The 19,957-nt window shown below is 70.5% G+C and carries 16 protein-coding genes and 1 pseudogene; 5 read left to right on the top strand and 12 right to left on the bottom strand.

All coding sequences use genetic code 11. The annotated features are described in order from the left end of the window. Nucleotides 1–56: 56 nt before the first annotated feature. Together ABT158_RS46490 and ABT158_RS46495 are read right to left on the bottom strand one after the other, a co-directional pair. The gene (locus ABT158_RS46490) at nt 57–956 is read right to left on the bottom strand and encodes a hypothetical protein (RefSeq protein WP_352365081.1); all 900 of its coding nucleotides are present in this window, start codon (nt 954–956) and stop codon (nt 57–59) included. A 332-nt stretch (nt 957–1,288) separates the two neighbouring features. Next, complete coding sequence (locus ABT158_RS46495; protein ID WP_352365083.1) at nt 1,289–2,515, bottom strand: helix-turn-helix domain-containing protein; 1,227 nt, start codon at nt 2,513–2,515, stop codon at nt 1,289–1,291. Between the two features lie 101 nt (nt 2,516–2,616). Here ABT158_RS46495 and ABT158_RS46500 point away from each other — a divergent pair, with 101 nt between their 5' ends. Further along, nucleotides 2,617–2,868: a hypothetical protein gene (locus ABT158_RS46500; RefSeq protein ID WP_352365085.1), complete on the top strand. Its 252-nt coding sequence runs from the start codon at nt 2,617–2,619 to the stop codon at nt 2,866–2,868. A gap of 316 nt (nt 2,869–3,184) precedes the next feature. Here the strand turns inward: ABT158_RS46500 and ABT158_RS46505 are convergent, their stop codons facing one another. From ABT158_RS46505 to ABT158_RS46515, 3 genes and pseudogenes are all read right to left on the bottom strand, one after another. Further along, nucleotides 3,185–3,748 (bottom strand): GNAT family N-acetyltransferase, encoded by a 564-nt coding sequence (locus ABT158_RS46505; RefSeq protein WP_352365087.1) that lies wholly within the window; start codon nt 3,746–3,748, stop codon nt 3,185–3,187. Then, nucleotides 3,741–4,553, bottom strand: coding sequence for a GntR family transcriptional regulator (locus ABT158_RS46510; RefSeq protein ID WP_352365089.1), 813 nt, complete (start codon nt 4,551–4,553; stop codon nt 3,741–3,743). Before ABT158_RS46510 ends, ABT158_RS46505 begins: the two co-directional genes overlap by 8 nt. Before the next feature lie 561 nt (nt 4,554–5,114). Next, nucleotides 5,115–5,309, bottom strand: a pseudogene (locus tag ABT158_RS46515) (transposase); the annotation flags it as partial. Between ABT158_RS46515 and ABT158_RS46520 the strand changes: the two are divergent. Continuing rightward, a complete protein-coding gene (locus tag ABT158_RS46520) occupies nt 5,265–5,555 on the top strand; it encodes a hypothetical protein (RefSeq protein ID WP_352365187.1) in 291 nt (96 codons plus the stop codon). The pseudogene ABT158_RS46515 and the gene ABT158_RS46520 overlap by 45 nt on opposite strands. 61 nt (nt 5,556–5,616) lie before the next feature. On the opposite strand, the gene ABT158_RS46525 is transcribed toward ABT158_RS46520, so the two are convergent. The 7 genes from ABT158_RS46525 to ABT158_RS46555 all read right to left on the bottom strand — a co-directional run bounded on the left by ABT158_RS46525 (nt 5,617) and on the right by ABT158_RS46555 (nt 16,219). Next, nucleotides 5,617–6,711 (bottom strand): right-handed parallel beta-helix repeat-containing protein, encoded by a 1,095-nt coding sequence (locus tag ABT158_RS46525; protein WP_352365091.1) that lies wholly within the window; start codon nt 6,709–6,711, stop codon nt 5,617–5,619. Further along, nucleotides 6,708–8,687: a DUF2264 domain-containing protein gene (locus tag ABT158_RS46530; protein WP_352365093.1), complete on the bottom strand. Its 1,980-nt coding sequence runs from the start codon at nt 8,685–8,687 to the stop codon at nt 6,708–6,710. The genes ABT158_RS46525 and ABT158_RS46530 overlap by 4 nt, the downstream gene beginning before the upstream one ends. A 3-nt stretch (nt 8,688–8,690) precedes the next feature. Continuing rightward, nucleotides 8,691–11,048: a polysaccharide lyase 8 family protein gene (locus tag ABT158_RS46535; RefSeq protein WP_352365095.1), complete on the bottom strand. Its 2,358-nt coding sequence runs from the start codon at nt 11,046–11,048 to the stop codon at nt 8,691–8,693. Beyond that, a complete protein-coding gene (locus ABT158_RS46540) occupies nt 11,045–12,682 on the bottom strand; it encodes a M60 family metallopeptidase (RefSeq protein ID WP_352365097.1) in 1,638 nt (545 codons plus the stop codon). The genes ABT158_RS46535 and ABT158_RS46540 overlap by 4 nt, the downstream gene beginning before the upstream one ends. Nucleotides 12,683–12,691: 9 nt before the next feature. After that, a complete protein-coding gene (locus ABT158_RS46545) occupies nt 12,692–14,011 on the bottom strand; it encodes a M60 family metallopeptidase (RefSeq protein WP_352365099.1) in 1,320 nt (439 codons plus the stop codon). A gap of 112 nt (nt 14,012–14,123) precedes the next feature. Continuing rightward, nucleotides 14,124–15,203: a LacI family DNA-binding transcriptional regulator gene (locus ABT158_RS46550; RefSeq protein ID WP_352365101.1), complete on the bottom strand. Its 1,080-nt coding sequence runs from the start codon at nt 15,201–15,203 to the stop codon at nt 14,124–14,126. Further along, entirely contained in the window at nt 15,200–16,219 is a 1,020-nt protein-coding gene (locus ABT158_RS46555) for a hydroxyacid dehydrogenase (protein WP_352365103.1), read from the bottom strand. Before ABT158_RS46555 ends, ABT158_RS46550 begins: the two co-directional genes overlap by 4 nt. A 189-nt stretch (nt 16,220–16,408) precedes the next feature. On the opposite strand from ABT158_RS46555, the gene ABT158_RS46560 reads away from it, so the two are divergent. From ABT158_RS46560 to ABT158_RS46570, 3 genes are read left to right on the top strand one after another with little or no spacing between them, the layout of a single operon-like run. Further along, a complete protein-coding gene (locus tag ABT158_RS46560; RefSeq protein WP_352365105.1) occupies nt 16,409–17,389 on the top strand; it encodes an ABC transporter permease in 981 nt (326 codons plus the stop codon). After that, nucleotides 17,376–18,263 (top strand): carbohydrate ABC transporter permease, encoded by an 888-nt coding sequence (locus ABT158_RS46565; RefSeq protein ID WP_352365107.1) that lies wholly within the window; start codon nt 17,376–17,378, stop codon nt 18,261–18,263. Before ABT158_RS46560 ends, ABT158_RS46565 begins: the two co-directional genes overlap by 14 nt. A 26-nt stretch (nt 18,264–18,289) precedes the next feature. Next, nucleotides 18,290–19,957: an extracellular solute-binding protein gene (locus ABT158_RS46570; RefSeq protein WP_352365109.1), complete on the top strand. Its 1,668-nt coding sequence runs from the start codon at nt 18,290–18,292 to the stop codon at nt 19,955–19,957.

Consider the following 19,957-nt stretch of genomic DNA (forward strand, 5'->3'; position numbering starts at 1 on the left):
CTCGACGGCGCAGCTCGGCGGGATAGGGAGACTTACCTGGCATGGACTCGATCCTCTCAAGAGATCAAGTCTCCACCGAACCCGGGACGATTCACTAGTGGTCCACGCACGATCGCATCTACATCAATGTAGTCTGATGCGTTAGGCGATGCTGACGTTGAACCGGATTTGAGTCCACGTCTGCGTAGGTGACGGAGTACGGTATCGGCGTCCACTACACCTGCCATTGGCCCCCACGTCTGAGCCAAGCCGGCCAGGTGTTCAAACAAGCTTCTGGGGCTAAGTGCGAAGTCGGCTGCCAGAGGAGCTATGCGGTCAAGCGCCTCAAGAAAGTCTCTCCCACTCTCGTCAGCCTGAGGTCGCCATACATGGAGATGCCGCAAGAAGGTGTGCGTAGCGGCGTCGGCGCCGCCGAGACGAGGAGCTCCCTGGCGCTGAGCAAGAACGATAGCCTCTCGAATGTTCTTCAAACGATTGCGGTACTTTTCATCAATGGCGTCTTTAGCTAGCGACTCGGCAAATGTCCGCATCGAAGCATGCGCTGCGGCACGGCCCGCTAGCTCCGCAAGCTGGTCCATATCGCTTGCATACTTACCGGCCACTGCCCCCAAGCCAATATCGCCCCGGGCGACCGCTTGTTGTTTGTCATCGAGAACATGGAGAGATTGCGTTAGCAGATCGACGAAATCTTTGTTAGCAGGCGATGCTCGTAGCGTGCGTTTTACCTGAAATTCTGTGGAGAGCTCATGAGGAGGCCGCTCGCCATAGATGACGATATCGTCAAGCAGATGGCCTCTGACCCGCTGTTGCAAGGCTAGAGCTATCATGGGGACTGATAGTCCTGGTGGATGCGTGCCCGTCAGGAGATGTGTAAGCATGATTGCGGCGATCCGGTACTCAAATATTGTTCCAGCACCGCCAGTTGATTGCGCGGATACGATTTGTTTCTTAATCATAATTCCGACACCCCACTACAGCTGGGCCGCATCCGCTTGGATGTTCCGCCAGGTGTGACCGTACTGAGCGACAGCCGATCGCAGCGATAACATACACGGAAGTGTTGCAGCATCCACCGCGAACTCGTCTACAACGGTAACTGCGAGCGGAGCATCCAAGACGTCCGGGGCGCTGAAACACTTGGGACCCGGGCCCCGGTAATACAGCCCTCCATCTGACTAACAGATCCGGAACGGCAGGGACATCGTCTCGGCGGGATGTCCCTGGTAGGTGCTCATGTTTCGGCACCCCAGAGGCGCGGGAGGGACAGCGGGACAGCCGGGACAGGCCCTCAGTGCTCTGACGTCAGGGAGTCCCTGATCGCTTTTGCGCCAGAAGCACCTGCCTCCGTCAGTTCAAATGCTGCGCGATAGAGCTCAGTCACCGCATAGGCATTGACGGCCACGGCATCCGAGACCACGTCCATGGCGGTGGAGGTTGCGGCTTCGGCGTCGCCCTGCAGAATATGAGCTCGTGCCAGACATACCCCGAACCAAGCACGGTCCCGCCGGTAAGACTCGGGCAAGGTGGACAGGCCGCGTTCGAGGTAGTCGGTGGCGCGGCGGCCGTCGCCGAGTTCCAGTTCGGCCATGCCGCGTTGCATGAGGAACCAGCCTTCGTCGTAGAAGTACATCCAGGGTGGTTCGTCTTCGGGGTGTTCGGCTGCTGTGCGGATGAGGTCTTCGGCTTCGGCGAGGCGGGTGCGGGCCTGGTTTGCCTCCCCCATCTGCGCGTGGCCTCGGCCGGCCATTTGGGCGGCCATGCCTTGGACGCCGTAGGTGGTGCGGCCGTCGTGCCAGCGGGAGGCTTCGGCAAGGCGGATGCAGCGTTGGGCGTCGCCGAGGCTCCATGCCTGGTGGGCGCGCATGTTCAGGGTGGTGGAGGCGAGGCAGGCGTCGCCGGCCTCGACGGCCCAGGCGTGGGAGCGGTCGTACCAGGCCAGGGCGGCAGCGTGCTGGCGGGAGTCCTGGCACATCCAGGCGAGGAACTGGGCGTACTGGGCCAGGGCTGCTACGGCGCGGTCGGCGAGGGGGCCGCGGGCTCCTCGGGCGAGGTCGGCCACGGTGGACAACTGGGCGTGGATCAGCGGTAGGAGGGGGCGGCTGCCGATGGTGTCCTCGACGCGGCGGTGTTCGGCGAGGCAGTGTTCCAGCCATTCCACTGTCGCCAGGTCGACGCGGGAGGGGTGCTCGATGGCGCGGGTGATGCGTTCGTAGAGGTCGGGGTCGGGGGCCAACGTGGGGAGGGCGAGGGCGGGGACGGGCTTGATGATGGTGCCGAACAGCTGGTCTTCGGTCAGGCCGAACGCCTTGCAGTAGAGCTGGGTGTAGAAGGCGTCGGGGCGGTGTTCGCCGGTCTCGTGGCCTCGGATGCGGCGGATGACGTTCGGCAGCTCGGGGAGGGGTTTGTCGGACGCCTTGGCCAACTCTTGTGCCAGCTCGCGTTGGGACCAGCCCTTGCTGTTGCGGGCGGCGAGCAGGCGGCCGGCCCAGACAGGGGCCGTGGCGTTGTCGCTCATCCGGTGCACCTCCGGGGACAGGCGGACACGGGGGCGGACAGCGGGGTTCGCCGCTCAGTGTCCTCTTCTGACGTAGTACCGCGCGTGGCTCTCATGTAGTCGTGCACCAGGACATCGATGGTTTCTACTCGTGGGCTGCTAGCGATCAGTACGGCCGTGGGTCGTGCGGCATAACCGGTGAGGCCGAGCAGGCGGCCGCGCTTCTGCGGCAGGCGCTTGAGTCGTTAGCGCCCGGTGCCACGGGCTCGGTCCAGCTCGTGCATCTCGACCGGTACGCATCGAACCCCTCCTACATCTACGGCGCGATCGTGCTGCGTCTCCGCAGCGCGACGACCACCGTCGCCAACGGTTGACGCCGAGCCGACGTGAACGCCAGATCAGCCGACGCAGGAGGCGACCGCCGTTGCCTCCTGCGCGCGAACCGAAGGCAAGCCCTCATGTACGTGTGGACGCCGCATGTCCCGTACGGTCCGCGTCCTGTCCGGGTGCGGGAGATCTCGTGCTGTGGTGAGTACGAGTGGTGCTGCGAGGCGGGGCAGTTCCTCATCCGTCGCCACAGCGAGGAGAACGGGTATGAGGAGACCGCCCGAGGGCGCCACGCCACCGCTCGCCTTGTGTGGGCCGCGCTGATCGCCGCGCACAGGCACGGGCAGCGGAAGCCCTGATGGCTCAGACATCGGCCTGGGCGTCGGCATCGACGATGTTCTCGACGGGGGTGGGGACCGCCCGCCGCTGGAAGCAGGCCCCCGAGTCGCGTCCCGGCACCTCGACGGTCCGGACGTGTTCGAAGCCTTGGTCCAGGTAGTAGCGCTGGAGTCCGTGGTTGTTGCGCCACACGTCCAGGCGGAGCCAGGGGAACCCACGAACTGCGGCTTGGTTCACTGACCAGTTCACGATGTCGGCCCCCAGGCTTTCGCCTGCGCGGTTCCGTGCCAGGAGGAGCTTGTACAGATAGAGGGCCGGCCCGTCGCTTTCGGGGTTCCAGAAGTCGAGATCCGGCCGGGTGTTGAGGGTGACGGTGGCGATCACGTCGCCGTCGTCCTCGAACACCCAGGTCTCGCGGTTGGCGATGTTGCGGCGGATCTTCTCCCGGCCGACCTCGTCCCACTTGGCCGTCCACTGCTGGATGCCACGTCTGGCCAACCAGCGTTCGGACTCGGCGCGCAGCCCGATCACGCGATCGGTGTCGCTCTCCACGGCGAGGCGGGCCACCAGGACGGGGCGCTCAGCCATCGCCGTACCCCACTTGGTAGATGTACTTGGACCCGTTGCCCGGTCTGATCTGATGCAGCACCAGTACCGGCTTACCCGATGTGGTCAACGTAGTCCGCACCACTTCGAGTACGGCCATGACGCCCGACAGCTGGAGCCGTTCCGTCTCCTGGCGGGAGGCGATCCGCGGGGTCAGCTCGTCGAAGTGGTCGCGCATCGGGCACCCCAGGTCGGCCAGGACCTGCGCCGTGTTGACGCTCTCCGGCTCCATGATCCGGGTGTCCTTCACGCAGTTGTACGCGTAGTAGGAGTCGGCCAGCGATTCGGGCTCGTTGGCGGGCTCTCCTGGGCCGGGACCGATGTAGCGGACGCGGCTGCGTACGACGACGCGCTCGCTCTCCGGGATGCCCAGGCGTTCCGCGACCGGTGTTCCAGCCGCCATGTGGCTGCCGGGCAGGATGCTCACGCTGATCGTCTGCCGGTGGGAGTAGCCGGCGGCTTCGACGTCCGCCGTCCAGCCGTCCGTCTGGACGTTCTCCAGGCGTTGCGGGTCCTGCCACTTCGTCATGTGCCAGGTCATGCACAGCGACTCGCGGACGTAGAAGCCCTTTTTCGGGACCGCCACCACCAGGCCCTCACCGATGAGCGCCTGGTACGCGTGCCGCACGCTCAGCGACGACACCTGCTCCTGTTCCATGAGCTCAGATGTGCTGGGAAGCCGGTCCCCTTCGGCGTATTCGCCGCTCAGGATGGCCTGTCGTAGGTCTTCGGCGATCCGTGCCGACACGTCTCCACGGAGCGTGTCGCGCCGCCTCTGGCTGGGCATGTTCGCGCCCCTCTCATTCACCTTGTTCAAACAAGTATGCCAGCAGTGATTGACGCTGCTTGTTCGCCTTGTTTAAATAAGACGCACCAGGGGATGATCAGCCCAGCTGACCAGCCCAAACAACGAAGAAGCCGGGGTGCGGTCTCTAGTCGCCAAACCAGTCCCGCACCCCGGCGCCCCTTCATGACGTGGATACGTGGCTCTCCTCGAAGGCCAAGGTACTCAGTACCAGCACTCTGCGGCTCATCCGTTCCTACCTCAACCGAGCGATCAAGCGTGCGATGGCACGAGATCTGGTGAAGCGGAACATCGTTGAGCTTTGCTCGATTCCGAAGGGTAGGGAAGGACGCCCATCCAAAGCCCTAACGATGGCTCAGGCAGAAGCCGTACTAGAAGCTGCGGAAGGAACCCGCATGTATAGCTATCTGGTACTAGTAGTGCTTTGTTAGGTCTGTTGATGGCTGTTGCGGCGTGACGGTTTCAGCCTTCGATGACAGGTAGGGCATGCGCCGGTCCAGGTCGCGAGCAGCAGTTGTAACTCGCAGATGACCTTGTAGAGGGTCAGGCCGGCGCAGCCGCTTTTGGGTCGAGTCGCAGCATGGTGATGAACAAGTGCGCGGCGGCGACAAGAGTGACGTGGCGGTGCCAGCCGGTCCAGGACCGACCTTCGAAATGGTCCAGCCCCAAGCCGGTCTTCAGCTCGCGGTAGTCATGCTCGATCCGCCAGCGGATCTTGCCGTACCGGACCAAGTCAGCTCCACGGCCAACGCCACCTCGGTCGACCGCAGGGACACCGTCTGGCACTGGCGGCGGGAGCTGGCCGACGCCCGCGGCGAGCACTGCTACACCGGTAACTCGCACGTCAAGCCCATGCAGCAGATCATCGACAGTGCGGGCGGCTTCCACGGCTGGGTCGGCGTCGAAGCCTCGCTCAACCAGAGCGCCCCCGGCGAGGGCACCTCGGCCGACGACATCGGCGTCTTCGAGCTCAGCCAGTTCTGACCCGATGCCCGCACCGGCCAGGGGCCCTGGACGGTGGGGCCGGGTCGGGCCGCGCGGCCGATCAGGAGGCGGGGGCGCAGTCGAGGGTGGTGCCCGTTCTCGGGGTGACCGTGCCGTAGTAGTGGACCTTCTCGCAGGGGGCCGTGTTGCCGGTGACCAGGACGTCGGTGATGGGGGCGGCGTCGGCGCGGATGCCGATGGCGTCGCGGGCGCCGGTGCCGGTCACCTGGTTGCCGGTGATGTCGAAAGTGCGCAGCGGCGCGCCGGCGACCGACTTCACGTAGATACCGCCCTCGCAGTTCTCCAGCTGGTTGTCGGCGATGCGGACGTTCTGGGCGTTGAAGGCGCCGATGCCGTCGTGGCGGGTGTTGCGCACGAGGTTGTTCTGGATGCGGACGTTCGTGTGCGGATGGGCGGGGTCGGAGGTGTGGGAGCCGGTGAACTGGCCCCACCCGGTCTGGGAGCCGGAGGCGTCGCAGGTGTTGCCGGTCAGCAGGATGTCCGTGCACGGGGTCAGGTCGCTCGCGCCGCCCCACGTGTTGGCCCCGGCGGGCAGGTCGAGCTGCACCGCCTCGCCGTGCCACAGCCCCTGGCCGGGGTCGCTGATCCAGCCCTTGAGCGCGCAGCCGCGCACCGTGCCGCGCCGTACGGCGTTGAGCTCGATGCCGTGCCACCACTTGACGTTCCACATGGTGACGTTCTCGATGAGGACGTCGGAGGCGTGCACGAGCGTGATGCCGTTCATCGCCGGGGCCTCGTCGAGCACGCCGCGCTGGACGAAGTCCCAGACCGGGTCCCAGCTCCCGCCGGTGACGGCGATGTTCCCGGCTCCGGCGTAGCCGCCGGTGGTCGAGCCGACCGAGTTGAGCACCATCGTGTGCTTCACGCCGTCGGCCGGGAAGCGGGACACGATGCGCGCGTCCGTGGCGTCGAGGTGGGTGTTGCGGTAGACGATGAGGGGCTCGGTCAGCAGGTACGTGGCCTTGGGCACCTTGGCGACGTACCGGCCGGCGGCGTCCTTGGCGCCCTTGCCGTCGCGGGCGGCGTCGAGGAGTTTCTGGATCTCCGAGCCGCTGACGTAGGCGGGTAACGAGGTGAACGCCTTGCCGGCGACCAGGGCCGCCGCGCCGCTGAGAAAGGTCCGTCTTCCGATCATGAGGCACTGTGGTCCGGATCAGGAGACCGTGTCAAGATCGTTGACGTGCCGTCGGGGAAGCCGATGACGACCTCGCGGGCGGAGACGTCCACGGTGATCGCGTCGCGGAGGGCGGCCGGGTGCACGGCGTCGCCGGAGAGCACGACCAGCGAGACGTGCAGGCCGGGCTCGTCGGCGTGCAGGCACGGGACGGCCGAGTGCGGGCCGAAGGCGTTGGACTCGACCTCGCGCGCGACGCTCGCCCGCCGCCAGCCGTACAGGGCGACGATCGCGGAGGTGAGGCCGTCCGGGCGGCGCGCCATCGCCCATCCGCGCCCGGTCGCCACGGTCGGCGGCACGTCCCCGGCCACGGCGAACCCACCTTCACGCACGCCGCCCTCGCCGCCGCCCTCGCCGCCGCCCTCGCCGCCGCCCTCGCCGCCGCCCTCGCCACTGCCCTCGCCACTGCCCTCGCCGCCGCCCTCGCCGCCGCCCTCGCCGCCGCCCTCGCCACTGCCCTCGCCGCCGGTGATCTCGTGGACGCGGAGCTCCCAGGGGCCGCGGACGACCGAGGTGCTGGTGACGAGCGCGCCGCCCGCCGTCCGATGGGAGGAGGAGGCGGTGGCGTCCGCGCACGTCAGCGGCGTGATCGCGGTACGGCGCGAGGGGGTGCCGCCGGGCCCGACCAGCGCGAGGTGGTTGTCGAGGTCGCGGGCCCAGGCGTGCTCGGCCGCCTCGGGGGCGGTGCGGGTGGAGTAGGCGAGCTTGGCGTAGTGCGGATCGTCGGGCGGCGCGCCGTGGTCGCTGCCGTGGTTGAGCAGGCGGACGATCCCGTCGTGCCGGGTGCCGTGCAGGAGCAGCCCGGCGGCGGGGACGGCCGCGACGACGTCGTGCTCGTCGATGGGCAGCGGCTGCTCGCGCTCGGTCCACACCGGGTGGTCCGGCGGCAGCAGCAGCCCGAGGAACCCCTTCGACGCCCAGTACGGCGACGCGGGCCCCGAGTACGCCTGCGTCACCGGCAGGAACGGCTCGTACCAGCCGAGGGAGAGCAGCCCGTCGGGGCCCGGCACGCCGCGCTCGGCGAAGTGGCGCGCCACGGAGGAGGCGAGCTTCCTGGTCTGGCCCGGCGCGAGCGGGGTGGCGCCGGTGAGCGCGCCCAGCCACACGGGCGCGAGGGCGGCGAAGCGGTAGGTGAGCGAGCGGCCGTGATGGACGGGCGCGCCGTCCGATCCGAAGAAATGCTGATATGTCGTGAGGAATTCGTGCAGGCGGCTCGTGTAGACGCCGGCCCGCTCCGCGTCGCCCGACATGCGCGTCCACAGCAGCGGGTACAGGTGCAGCGCCCAGCCGCAGTAGTAGTCGAAGTTGCGCGAGCCGCCGTCGGTGTACCAGCCGTCGCCGGCGTACCAGTCCTCGATGCGTTCCAGGCCGCGGTCGATCTCCCGCTGCTCGTACGGCCCGCCCACCGACTTCAGGAACTCCTCCGTCACCGTCTGGAACAACATCCAGTTGTTGTCCCAGGTGCGCTTGCCGACGAAGCCGCCAAGCCAGTGGGCGACCCGGTCCCGCACGCCGTCGTCGAGCCGGTCCCACAACCACGGCCGGGTCTCGTGCAGCGCGACCGCGATCGAGGCGGCCTCCACCATCTGCTGCGAGCAGTCGGTCAGCTCGGGCCACGCCTCGCCGCTGCCCGGGTCGGTGCCCGCGGCCAGGCCCCTGGCGTACCGCTCGGCGAGGCCGGGGACGTCGCCCGCCGCGCCCGCGAGGCGGAACGCGGCGAGCAGGAACGTGCGCGCGAACCCCTCCAGCCCGTCGAGCGCCACGCCCGACCAACTCGCCCGGCCCGGCAGCCGGATCTGCGCGAAACCGGGCGAGGCGTACGGCGTCACCGCCCCGAGCAGCCGGTCGGCGAGGGCCTCCCAGTGCGCGCGGGTCCAGCCGGTGCGCGAGGAGAGCACGCGGTCGGTCGGCGGCAGCGACAGGTACGGAGGGATCAACGTTCAGCCTTTCTTGCCGACGGCGAGCACGGCGGTGTGGGACCGGCCGCGGGAGCCGGCCAGATCGACGGTGAAGGAGGGCCGCTCGCCGGTCCTGACCGAGACGGTGTCGTCGGCCCTGACCAGGGCGTGCGCGGGATGGGGAAGCACGAGCGTCACCGCCGCCACGGTACGCCCCGGGTCGGAGACCGCCACCGTCAGCCGTCCCGCCGCCCGCCGGACCAGGACCGCGCAGGGAGCCGAGGCCGACACCCCGCCCGCCTCCCCCGCCGCCCAGAACGTGGCCGCGAACAGCTCGCCGCCGCCCGCCGAGCGCCCGTGCGCGCGCACCGCCTGCACGCTCGCGGTGTTGGCCAGGATCTCGGCCCGGTCGAAGTCGCGCGTCCGGTCGGGCGTGGCGCCCGGGAGCATGATCCAGGCGTAGTCCGCGCCGGACGGGCTGACCCCGTGGTCGAGCCAGAGCGTGGTGTAGTCGCAGGTCACGGTGGCGTCCGTGCCCTGCGTGCTCGCGCCGTCGTTGATCGACCGCCAGGTGTCGGTACGGCGCTCGGTGAGCGAGCGCGGCCGGTGGCCGGACGGGAAGACGTACCCGGCGACGCCTTCGAGGTGCGCCCAGCCGTCGCCGGTGGTGAGCGGGGCGGAGGTGCGCCGGTTCTCCACGACCGTCTCGATCACGCGGCCGTCGGCGCTGGTGATGCCGGCGCCGAGGCGGACGACGGCGTCGTCGAGGCACACCCAGGTCTTGCGGGCGGTGAGCGTGGTCCCCGCGGCCATCAGGTCGAGCGCGGCGACGCCGTACCCGTCCGCGGTGGCGCCGCCCGCCCAGGCGTTCTTCGGGCGGACCGTGCCGGTGCCGCCGGAGGAGACGGCCGGGTCGCGCGGGCGGGTGTCGACGGTGGTCCCGGCGAGCCTGTGGGAGTCGACCGTGGGCCAGTAGCCGTCGCTGTAGTGGCCGGCGTCGAGGTAGAGGTACGTCGCGCCGTCGCCCTGGTACCAGGCCCGGTAGTTCTCGCCGTTGCCGCACTCGTACAGGGCGATCCGCTTCGACGACAGGCTGATCGCGTACGACCAGCCGGGGCGGCGGTGCACGACGCGGTCCATGTCGGCGAACACGTGGTGGCCGCTCGGCCGGGGCGCGGCGGCGACCGCGTCGTCGGCCAGCACGGCGACGGCCCGCGCGGTGGCCGCGACGTCCGCGCCCTCCAGGAACCGGCCGCGCGCGATCCACCCCTTGGCCAGCTCGCGGAACCGCGCCGCGGACGGCTCCCCCGCGCCGGCCGCCAGGCGCAGGATCGCGTCCACGGTGTCGCGGCCCGAGTCGTGGTCCCGGTTGAACTGCCGCGACACCGCCCGCCCGCGCACGCTGTCCATCATCAGCCCGTCGTGGATCCACGGCGCGTACGTGCGCTCCACCGCGTCCAGCACGACCCGTACCGCCGGGTCGTCCACCTGCCAGGCGCTCCCGCCGAGCAGGCCGAGGATCGCGCTCACCGACTGGAGCAGGACGACGCCGTACGAGCCGGTGTAGGCCACGACGTCGTGCTGGACGAACGAGCCGTCGGCGTAGTAGCCGTCGCCGGAGGTGACGTAGCCGAACAGGGTGTGCTTGCCGGCGTCGCGCCGGTCGGACAGGCCGTCGCGGGCGAGCGCGATCTTGTCCGAGCTCTCGCCGACGATGCCGCGCAGGGCCACGATGAGCGCCTTGTCGGCCCGGTTCGCGCCGGTCTCGGCGAAGTTCGTGAGGTTCGTCCGGCGGTCGGGGTTGGGGCAGAAGCGGTCCACGGCGCGGATCCAGGCGGCCCGCCGTCCCGCGTCGACGGCGTCGTGCATGAGCACGCAGGTGTCCATCAGCGCGCGCGGGGCGCCGATCTCCCAGTGCCACCAGTTGCCGGTCTCGCGCTTGCCCTCGTTGTAGGCGCGCTCGTAGAGGAGGTCGAGGCCGCCGATGATCTGCGCGGCCAGGGTCTCGTCGGCGTACAGGGCCGAGCCGCGGCTCGCCCAGGCGGTGGCGAGCGCGCGCAGGCGCTGGTGGCTGGTCGCGATGTCGCCGGACACGCCGGTCAGCGGGAGGTCCGGCCACAGGTGCGTACGTCCGGGAGCCAGGTTCATCGACGCCCGGTACGCCGAGGCGGCCGCGTCCAGGCGGGCCAGCGGCGCGGCGAAGGCCGGGTCGCGGGGGTCGAGGTCGCCGCCCGTGATCAGCTCGGCCGCCTTGGCCCGGAGCCCGGCGAAGTCGGCGGGACCCGCCGGTACGTCCGCCCCCGAGGCCGCCGTGTGGCGGGTGGTTCCGGCCCGGGCCGGGGTCGCGGCGAGCAGAGGCGCTGCGGCGACGGCGCCGAGGAAGGCGCGGCGGCTGGTCATCGCTCGCTCAGCCGGGTCAGGTCGGCGTCCGGCGCGGGCAGGCCGAGCGCGGCCAGCTCGGCGTACCCGCTCTCCGGGATCGGGAACGCCCACGCGCGCAGGAACCCGGAGAGGTCGCGTCCGGCGACGCGGCTGAAGTACAGGGCCATCAGCGTGAAGCGCCGCGCCGAGTCCCCCGCGGACGACGGCGGCGTCTCCTCCCTGACCAGCCGGTGCACCCGGGGGTGGAAGTCGTCGCCGAACCCGAGTTCGAGCTGCCGGAACGGCACCAGCTTCTCGAACGCCCCGAGCCCGGCGTAGTCGGCGACCGGCAGCTTGGCGAGCGCCGTCTCGTAGGCGTTGCCGGTCACCAGGTTGGACGGCATGCCGAAGTGCCGCTGCACGGCCAGGCTGTAGATGTTGACCGTGACCTCGGTGAGCTCGCCCGGCCGCCAGGCCATCTGCTGGTGCTGGTGCCCGAGCTCGTGGTAGACGCCCCAGCCGGTGGTCCGCACCTTGTCGGGCAGGAGCAGGCGGGTCGTGGCGTACGCGTCGTAGTAGGCGGTGTAGGCGTGGGTGGCGTACGCGGTGGACTTGGGGCCGTACTCGGGGCGTACGTTGACCAGGTGCCGGCCGAGCGGGGTGGGTGCGTGCAGCGGGGCGGAGCCGTCCAGGCCGGAGATCGCCGCCTCGACGTCCTCGACCTGCTCCAGCAGGGTCATGAGCTGGGCGTGGTCCTGGTCGCGCACCTGGAGGAAGGTCTCGCGCCGGACGGTCACGATCATCTGCGGCGAGACCAGCTCGACGAAGGGCGCCTGCGTGAACGCGTCCACCTGCGCCTGGAACTCGGCCTCCGTGGTGCCCGCGGGCGCGAACACCGGCGCGGCGAAGGCCGGGCGGCCCTGCCACGCCGCCCGCGTCGCCAGCGCGGGGTCGCCGCAGCCGCTGCTCGGCGCCAGCACGTACGTCGGCGCCGGGACGCCCTCCGGCCCGAACCGCACGACCGCGTTCGCCCTGCGGTCACCGGTGAACGACAGGTACACCATGCCGCCGCCGGCGTCGGTGACCGTGTTGACGCCCTCGGTGAGCGGGTGGGCGCGCGGGTACCGGTAGGCGGTGTCGGGGTTGGTGTCCGGGGCGCCGACGTGCAGGGTGGGCAGGGGGCCGTCGGGGGCGCGCACCTCCAGGGTGAGGGGGCGGCCGGGCGGCAGGTACAGGCCGGTCGGCACGAACTCGGTCGTCCGGTAGACGGTCTGCATGCGCAGCCGCTCGGCCTCCGCCGCCGGCCGCCCCCGCAGCACCACGGCCCTACGCGCCCCGGGCACCGCGGCCCGCCGCACCTCGGCGGCCGCGACCCGGGGGGCGCCCAGCAACGCGACACCCCCGGCTGCGGCCAGCCCCACGACCACCCCCCTGCGAGAAGGCCCTTCATCGGGGAACGGGCCGGAAGCCCGCTCGGGGGCCGCCGGACGGGCGGACGTGCCGTCCGGGGTCGCCGGGGCGAGGCGGGCGGGCGTCCCGTCGGGGGACGCGGGGACGGGACCGGCGGCGGCCCGGTCAAGCGGCGCCGGGGCAGGACGGGCGCAACCCCCGTCGAAGGACGGCGAGGCGGGACGGGCGGAGGTCCCGTCAGGGGGTGTGGGGGCGGGGGGCATGGGGGGCTCCTAGTCGGTGAGCGTCGAGGGGTCGGCGGCGGGGGCCGGGAGGCCGAGGGCGGCGACCCGGGCCAGGTACTCGGCGGTCAGCGGCGCGCCCCAGCGGGTCCAGAAGCCCGACAGGTCGGCCCCCGCGATCCGCGAGGTGTAGATCGTGAGGTAGCCCCACCGCTTGGCGGACTCGGTGTAGTCGGAGGCCGGACGTTCCTCGCGGACCAGCCGGTGCAGGCGCGGGTGGAAGTCCTCGCCGAAGGCCAGTTCGAGCTGCCGGAACGGCACGAGCTTCTCGTACGCCCCCAGCTTCCGGAAGTCGGCCGCGGGCAGCTTGGCCAGCGCGCTCTGGTACGGCGTGAGCCCCGTCCTGGCGTCGGGCCTGGTGAGGTTGGACGGCTGCGCCAGCGTGCGCTGCGCGGCCAGCGCGTAGACGTTGACCGTCACCTCGGTCAGGTCCTCCGGCTTGTAGGCCATCTGCTGGTGCTGGTGCCCGAGCTCGTGGTAGACGCCCCAGCCCCGGGTGCGCAGCCCGTCCACGGCGATGAGCCGGTCGAGGTAGGTGCGCGGGTAGGCGGTCCAGCCGTGGGTGGCGTACGCGCCGGCGCCCGTGGGCATGCGCGGGGCCTCGACGAGGTGGAAGGGCAGCGGCGAACGTTCGGCGGCGGACAGGCCGGAGATCGCGGCGTGCGAGGCGATGATCGTCTCCAGGAGCCGGAGCAGTTCCCCGTGGTCCTGGTCGCGCCAGGCGAGCAGGCCGTCGCGGGTGATCGTGACGATGGCGTGCGGCGAGACCAGCTCGGCCTGCGGCGCGGCGGTCAGCGTGTCGAGCTGGGCCTGGAACTCGGCCTCGGTGCTCTCCCCCAGCGTGAACGTCGGCACGCGCACCCCGCCCGACAGGAACTTGACCCTGGCGCGCTGCCCGTCGCCGGTCAGCGCCAGGTAGACGAGCCCGCCGCCGGGGTCGGTCACGGTGGTGACGCCCTCGGTGAGCCGGTAGGCGCGCGGGTTCTTGTACGCGACGTCGGCGTGGGTGTCGGGTGCGCCGACGTACAGGGTGGGCAGCACCCCGTCGGGGGCGGTCACCTCGACGGCCATCGGGGTGCCGGCGGGCAGGTGGACGCGGGTGGGGTGGAACTCGGTGGTCCTGAGCGCCTGCTGGAGCCGGAGGCGTTCGCCCTCGGCCGCGGGCCTGGCCCTGAGCGTCACGGTGTGCCGCGCCTCCTGGCCGGCCGTGCGCGCCAGGGCCGGGCGGGAGCCGAGCAGGGCCGCGCCCGCCACCGCTCCGGCCGTCCCGAGGGAGGTGCCGAGGAAGGTTCTGCGTGTGAGGGGGGTCATGGCAGGGATTGTGTAAGCGCTTACTATGCCGGTCAAGGGCTTACTAGATCTTTCTGTGGCTTTCTATCCCTGGTCGGTGCCGCGATCCGGAGCCATGATCAGTAAGCGCTTCCTACGACAGCGGCGCGACCGAGGCCCTGACCACGATGCTCGTGCCGACCTTGGCCATCGTCTGCACGGGCGAGAGGTAGTCGTCGTCGTCCCCGACGTCGAGGCCGAGGCGTACGGCCTGGCGGCCCAGCTCCTCCAGCGGGATGCGCACGGTCGTCAGCTGCGGCCGCAGCTCCTGCGCGATCGGCACGTCGTCGTAGCCGACCACCGAGACCGCCTCCGGCACCGGCACGCCCGCGAGCTCCAGCCCCTGCATCGCGCCCGCCGCGACCGTGTCGTTGGCGCAGAACAGCGCCGTGAAGTCGAGCTTGTCGGCCAGCAGCGCGCGGATCCTGTCGTAGCCGAACCTGCGGTTGAGCTGCCCGAGGTGGATCAGGCCCTTGTCGTAGGGCAGGCCGCGGAAGGCGAGCGCGCGCCGGTGCCCGGCGAGCCGCGCGACGGTCGTGGACAGGCTCGGCGGCCCGCCCAGGAAGACGATCTTCCGGTGCCCCTGCGTGATGAGGTGATCGGTGATCGCGAAGGCGCCGCCCTCGTTGTCGTACTCGACGACCCGGGTCGGCACGTCGTCGCCGAGTGACGGCCGGCCGCACAGCACCAGCGTGGAGCCGCTGGCGTGCAGCGCGCGGGCCCGGCGGGCGACCTGGGCGGCGTAGGCGCGGTCCTCGTAGGCGCCGCCGACCAGGATGACGGCGTCGGCCCGCTGCTCGTGCAGCAGGTCGATGAGCGCGAGTTCCTTCTCGTGGCTGCCGTGGGTGCAGCAGACCATGCACAGGCGGCCGTGCCTGGTGGCCTCGCGCTCGACGCCCCGGGCGATGTAGGCGTAGAAGGGGTCGATCACGTCGTTGATGATGATCCCGACGGTCCTGTTGGTGGCTCCGGCCAGGGCGCGGGCGTGGGCGTTGGCGACGTAGCCCAGCTCGGCGATGGCCCGCTCGACCCGCTGGCGCGTGACGGCCGAGACCGGGTAGTTGCCGTTGATCACCCGGGACACGGTCGCGCTGGAGACGCCCGCGCGTTTGGCCACGTCGGCCATCGTCGCCAAGCTCGGCTCGGTCACCGGCACCTCCTCGCTGTCGATCATGCCATTCGGTCGAGCTCGCCGCGATCGATCTCGTGCAGCAGCGGCAGCCCGGCGGCGTAACGGGCGATCTCCCCGAGCGTGGACTCGGCCAGCCTGCCGAGCTCGTTGCCCTGCGCGCCCGCCAGATGGGGGGTCACGAACGCGTTGGGCAGGTCGAACAGCGGATGGCCGGCCGGGAGCGGCTCGGGGTCGCTGACGTCAAGTATCGCGTCGAGCCGGCCGCTGCGTACCTCCTTGACCAGCGCGTCCGTGTCGACCAGGCCGCCGCGAGCGGTGTTGACGACGACGGCGCCGTCGCGGAGCATCGACAGCCGCCTGGCGTCGAGCATGCGGCGGGTCTCGCGGGTCTCGGGGGCGTGCAGGCTGACCACGTGCGACCGCCTGACCAGGGTGTCGAGGTCGACGGCCGTGCCGCCGAGCTCGGCGATCCCGGCGGGGTCGGCGTACGGGTCGTAGACCAGCACGTCCGCGTCGAGGCCGCCGAGCAGCTCCATGACGCGCCGGCCGATCCTGGACAGCCCGACCAGGCCGACCGTGATGCCGCGGGTGCCGAGCCAGGGCAGGCCGGAGAAGTCGCGCCGGGTGCCGCGCTCGCGGTAGCGGCGGGCCAGGGTGAAGGCCCGCTTGGCGCCGAAGACGATGGCGGCGAAGGTGAACTCGGCGACGGGCACCGCGTTGGCGTCGGCCGCGCTGCAGACCCGGACGCCGCGTTCGAGGACGGCCGGGTCGAGGAAGGTCTTGACCGTGCCCGCCGCGTGCGCGACGAGGCGCAGGCCGGGGGCGTGCTCGAGCAGCCCGGCGTCGATCTTCGGGCAGCCCCAGCCGGTCACCAGGACCTCGGCCCCGGCCAGGGCGCGCAGGGCGTCCGGCGAGCCGACCTCGTGCAGCACCTGGTGGTGGAGCTCGGTCAGCTCGCCGAGGCGGCGCAGGGCCTCGTGCCCGAACACCTCCTCGCGCACCCCGGGCGCCATCGCCAGCACGGCGCGCGGTCTCGGCCGGGTGTGCGGAGGTCTCACCGGCGCCTCTTGTCTGCCCACGTCCATCTCCCGATAGTAAGCGCGTTCTACGCACTGCTGCGGCACGCTAGGGCTTCACCTGCGCAAAGGTCAAGAAGCCGAGCCGAGAACGGCATGACTTCCGGCCAGGGTCTTGACGAAGCATGAAAGCGCTTACTAGCTTCCTCGCCAACCGGAAGGACCCAGCGCATGACCGCTACCCTCGACGCCCCCCGTGCCGGGACAGCGTCGTCGTCCGGCGAGAGGCCGCGCAGGCTCTCGCTGTGGCGGCGCCTCCGGCGCGACCGGGTGATGCTCCTGCTGACGCTGCCCGGGCTGAGCTATTTCCTGGTCTTCCACTACGGGCCGCTGTTCGGCTACGTGGTCGCGTTCAAGGACTACCAGCCCTACATCGGCTTCATCGACAGCGCCTGGGTGGGGCTGCGGAACTTCGCCACCGTCTTCGGCGACCCCGGCGTCTGGAACGCCCTCGGCAACACCCTCAAGATCACCCTCACCCAGCTCGTGCTCTTCTTCCCTGCGCCGATCGCCCTCGCGCTGCTGCTCAACAGCGTGGTCAGCGACAGGGTGCGCAGGTTCGTGCAGAGCGTGGTCTACCTGCCGCACTTCATCGGCTGGGTGATCATCGTCTCGGTGTTCCAGCAGATCCTCGGCGGCGCGGGCGCGCTGCCGAACTTCCTGCAGAGCGCCGGCCTGCCGCGCTACGACATGATGACCGACCCCGACGTCTTCCCGCTGCTGGTGACGTTGCAGGTGATCTGGAAGGACGCCGGCTGGGCGACGATCATCTTCCTGGCCGCCCTGCTCGCCATCAACCAGGACCTGTACGAGGCCGCCGCCATGGACGGCGCGGGCCGCTGGCGCCGCCTGTGGCACGTCACGCTGCCCGGCATCACGCCGATCATCATCCTGCTGCTGATACTCAACCTCGGCAGCATCCTGTCCGTCGGCTTCGAGCAGATCCTGCTCCAGCGCGACAACGTCGGCCCCGAGGCGGGCGAGGTGCTGGACACGTTCGTCTACTTCAACGGCGTCAAGGACGGCCAGTGGGGGCCCGCGGCCGCGGTCGGCCTGGTCAAGACCATCGTCGGCACCGCGATGGTGCTCGGCGCGAACAAGGTGGCCCACCTGTTCGGCCACGAGGGGGTGTACCGCGGTGGCGACAAGTAGCCGGCCGGCCTGGATGGAGCGGCCCTCCACGCCCGGCCTGATCCTCAAGGGCGCGATCCTGACCGCGGTCGTCCTGCTGGTGGCCTACCCCTTCGTCGGCGTCATCGGCACCAGCCTGTCGGCCGAGTCCGACATCGCGCGGGCGGGCGGGTTCGTGCTGGTCCCGTCCGCGCCGAGCCTGGCGGCGTACTCGACGATCTTCAGCGGCGGGGTGGTGACGCGGGCGCTGCTGGTCAGCGTGCTGGTGACGGCCGTCGGCACGCTCGCCAGCGTGCTGGCCACCATCGGCATGGCGTACGGGCTGAGCCGCCGCGAGGTGACCGGCTCGCGCTGGATCCTGATGGTCGCCCTGCTGACCATGCTCTTCAACCCGGGCCTGATCGCCAACTTCCTGCTGGTCAAGCAGGTCGGCCTGATCGACTCGTTCGGCGCGCTGATCCTGCCCAGCCTGGTCAGCGCGTTCAACCTGGTCGTGCTGCGCTCGTTCTTCATGGGGCTGCCGCGCGAGCTGCTGGAGAGCGCCCGCATCGACGGCGCGGGCGACCTCGGCATCCTCGTCAGGATCGTGCTGCCGCTGTCGAAGGCGGTGCTCGCGGTGATCTCGCTGTTCTACGCCGTCGGCTACTGGAACGCCTTCTTCAACGCCCTGCTCTACCTCGACGACTCCGACAAGTTCCCGCTCCCGCTGATCCTGCGCACGTTCGTGCTGCAGGGCCGCTCGATGGAGACCGTGACGGCCGCCGAGGCGCCGGCGCCCGTGCAGGCGGTCCAGATGGCCGTGCTCGTGGTGGCGATCGTGCCCATCCTGCTCGTCTACCCCTTCCTGCAGCGCTACTTCACCAAGGGCGTGCTCACCGGCGCCGTCAAAGGCTGACCCCCCAACCCCCCAAGGAAGATCCCATGAGAGAAAGCGTCTCGCGCCGAGGTTTCCTGCGGCTCGGCGCCGCCACGGCGGCGGGTGTCGTCGCCTCCTCCGCCCTCGCGGCCTGCGGCGGCGGGTCCGCCGCGCCCGCCGCCAAGGCGCAGGGGCTGACCATCAAGCTGCCGACGTACACGCCGCTCGCCGGCACGCTCACCCCCGACCTGCCGGGCAGCCCCACGGGCGTGCCCGAGGGCTACTTCACCTATCCGGACAAGCTGTTCAAGGCCGTCGCCAAGCCGCCCATGTCGGGCGGGACTGTGAAGATCGCGGTGCAGACGTTCCTGCCGCCGCCGCCCGGCCGCGCGGACAACCCGGCGTGGCAGGAGGTGGAGAAGCGGCTCGGCGGGACGGCCGACGTGCAGGCGGTCTCGTCCGACGACTGGCCGACGAAGTTCAACACGATGGTCGCGGGCGGCACGTTGCCCGACATGTTCACCTACATCCAGTCGCAGGGGGTGAACAACCTGCCCGCGTTCGCGGCCAGCCAGTGCACCGACCTGACGGCGCTGCTCGGCGGGGACGCGGTCAAGGAGTACCCGAACCTGGCGGCGATCCCGCAGGTGTTCTGGAAGCAGGGCATCGTCGGCGGCAAGCTGTACGGCATCCCCATCCCGCGCAACATGGTCGGCGGGCTCGGCTTCTACCGGGCCGACCTGTTCACGAAGGCCGGCGTCACCGACCTGTCACAGATCTCCGACATGGACCGCCTGTTCGAGCTGCTCAAGGAGGTGACCAGGCCCAAGGACAACCAGTGGGGCGTGCTCACCATGGTCGGCGGCGTGTACGGCCTGTCGATCTTCTCGCAGCTGTTCGGCGCCCCCAACTCCTGGCGGCTGGAGAACGGCAGGCTCGTCCACGCCATCGAGACCGAGGAGTACAAGGCGGCCGTCGAGTACGTCCGCAGGCTCCGCGAGGCGGGCGTCGTCTACCCCGGCTCGGAGGGCTTCGACGGCCTCAAGCGCAAGAACGAGTTCAACTCCGGCCACGCCGCGATGGTCTACGACGGCCTGCCCGCCTACCTCGGGCCCACCGGCTACCTGCAGACGTCCAAGAAGATCGACCCGGCGGCCGATCCGCGGCCGCTCACGCCGGTCGGCCCGAAGGCCAAGGCGTTCCTCAACAACATCGTCGTCTCGATCACCATGCTGAAGAAGAGCGACGAGCAGCGGGCCAAGGAGCTGCTGCGGGTGGCCGACTTCTTCGCCTCGCCGTTCGGCAGCGAGGAGTACACGCTGCTCAACTACGGCCTGGAGGGCACCGACCACACGCGCGACGCCAAGGGCGCGCCGGTGCTGACCGAGCAGGGCGGGCGGGACACCGCCGTGCCGTGGAAGTTCGTCGCCGCGCCGACGCAGGCGCTGTTCGACTCCTCCTCGAAGGAGGCCGTACAGATCATGCACGACGCGATCGGCAAGATGATCGCCGTGGGCGTGGAGGACCCGACGGTCGGGTTGTACTCCCCCGCCAACGAGAACAAGTACGAGTCGCTGTACACCATGCGCACCGACCGCGTGACCTCCATCGTGGCCGGGCGGGCGCCGCTGAGCGACCTGGACAAGCTGGTCAAGGACTGGCGGGCGCAGGGCGGCGACCAGGCACGCGCCGAGTTCGAGGAAGCACTCAAGCAGTCACCGAAGGCGGGCTGA

The sequence above is a fragment of the Nonomuraea sp. NPDC001636 genome (assembly GCF_040298265.1).
Taxonomy (GTDB): Bacteria; Actinomycetota; Actinomycetes; order Streptosporangiales; family Streptosporangiaceae; genus Nonomuraea.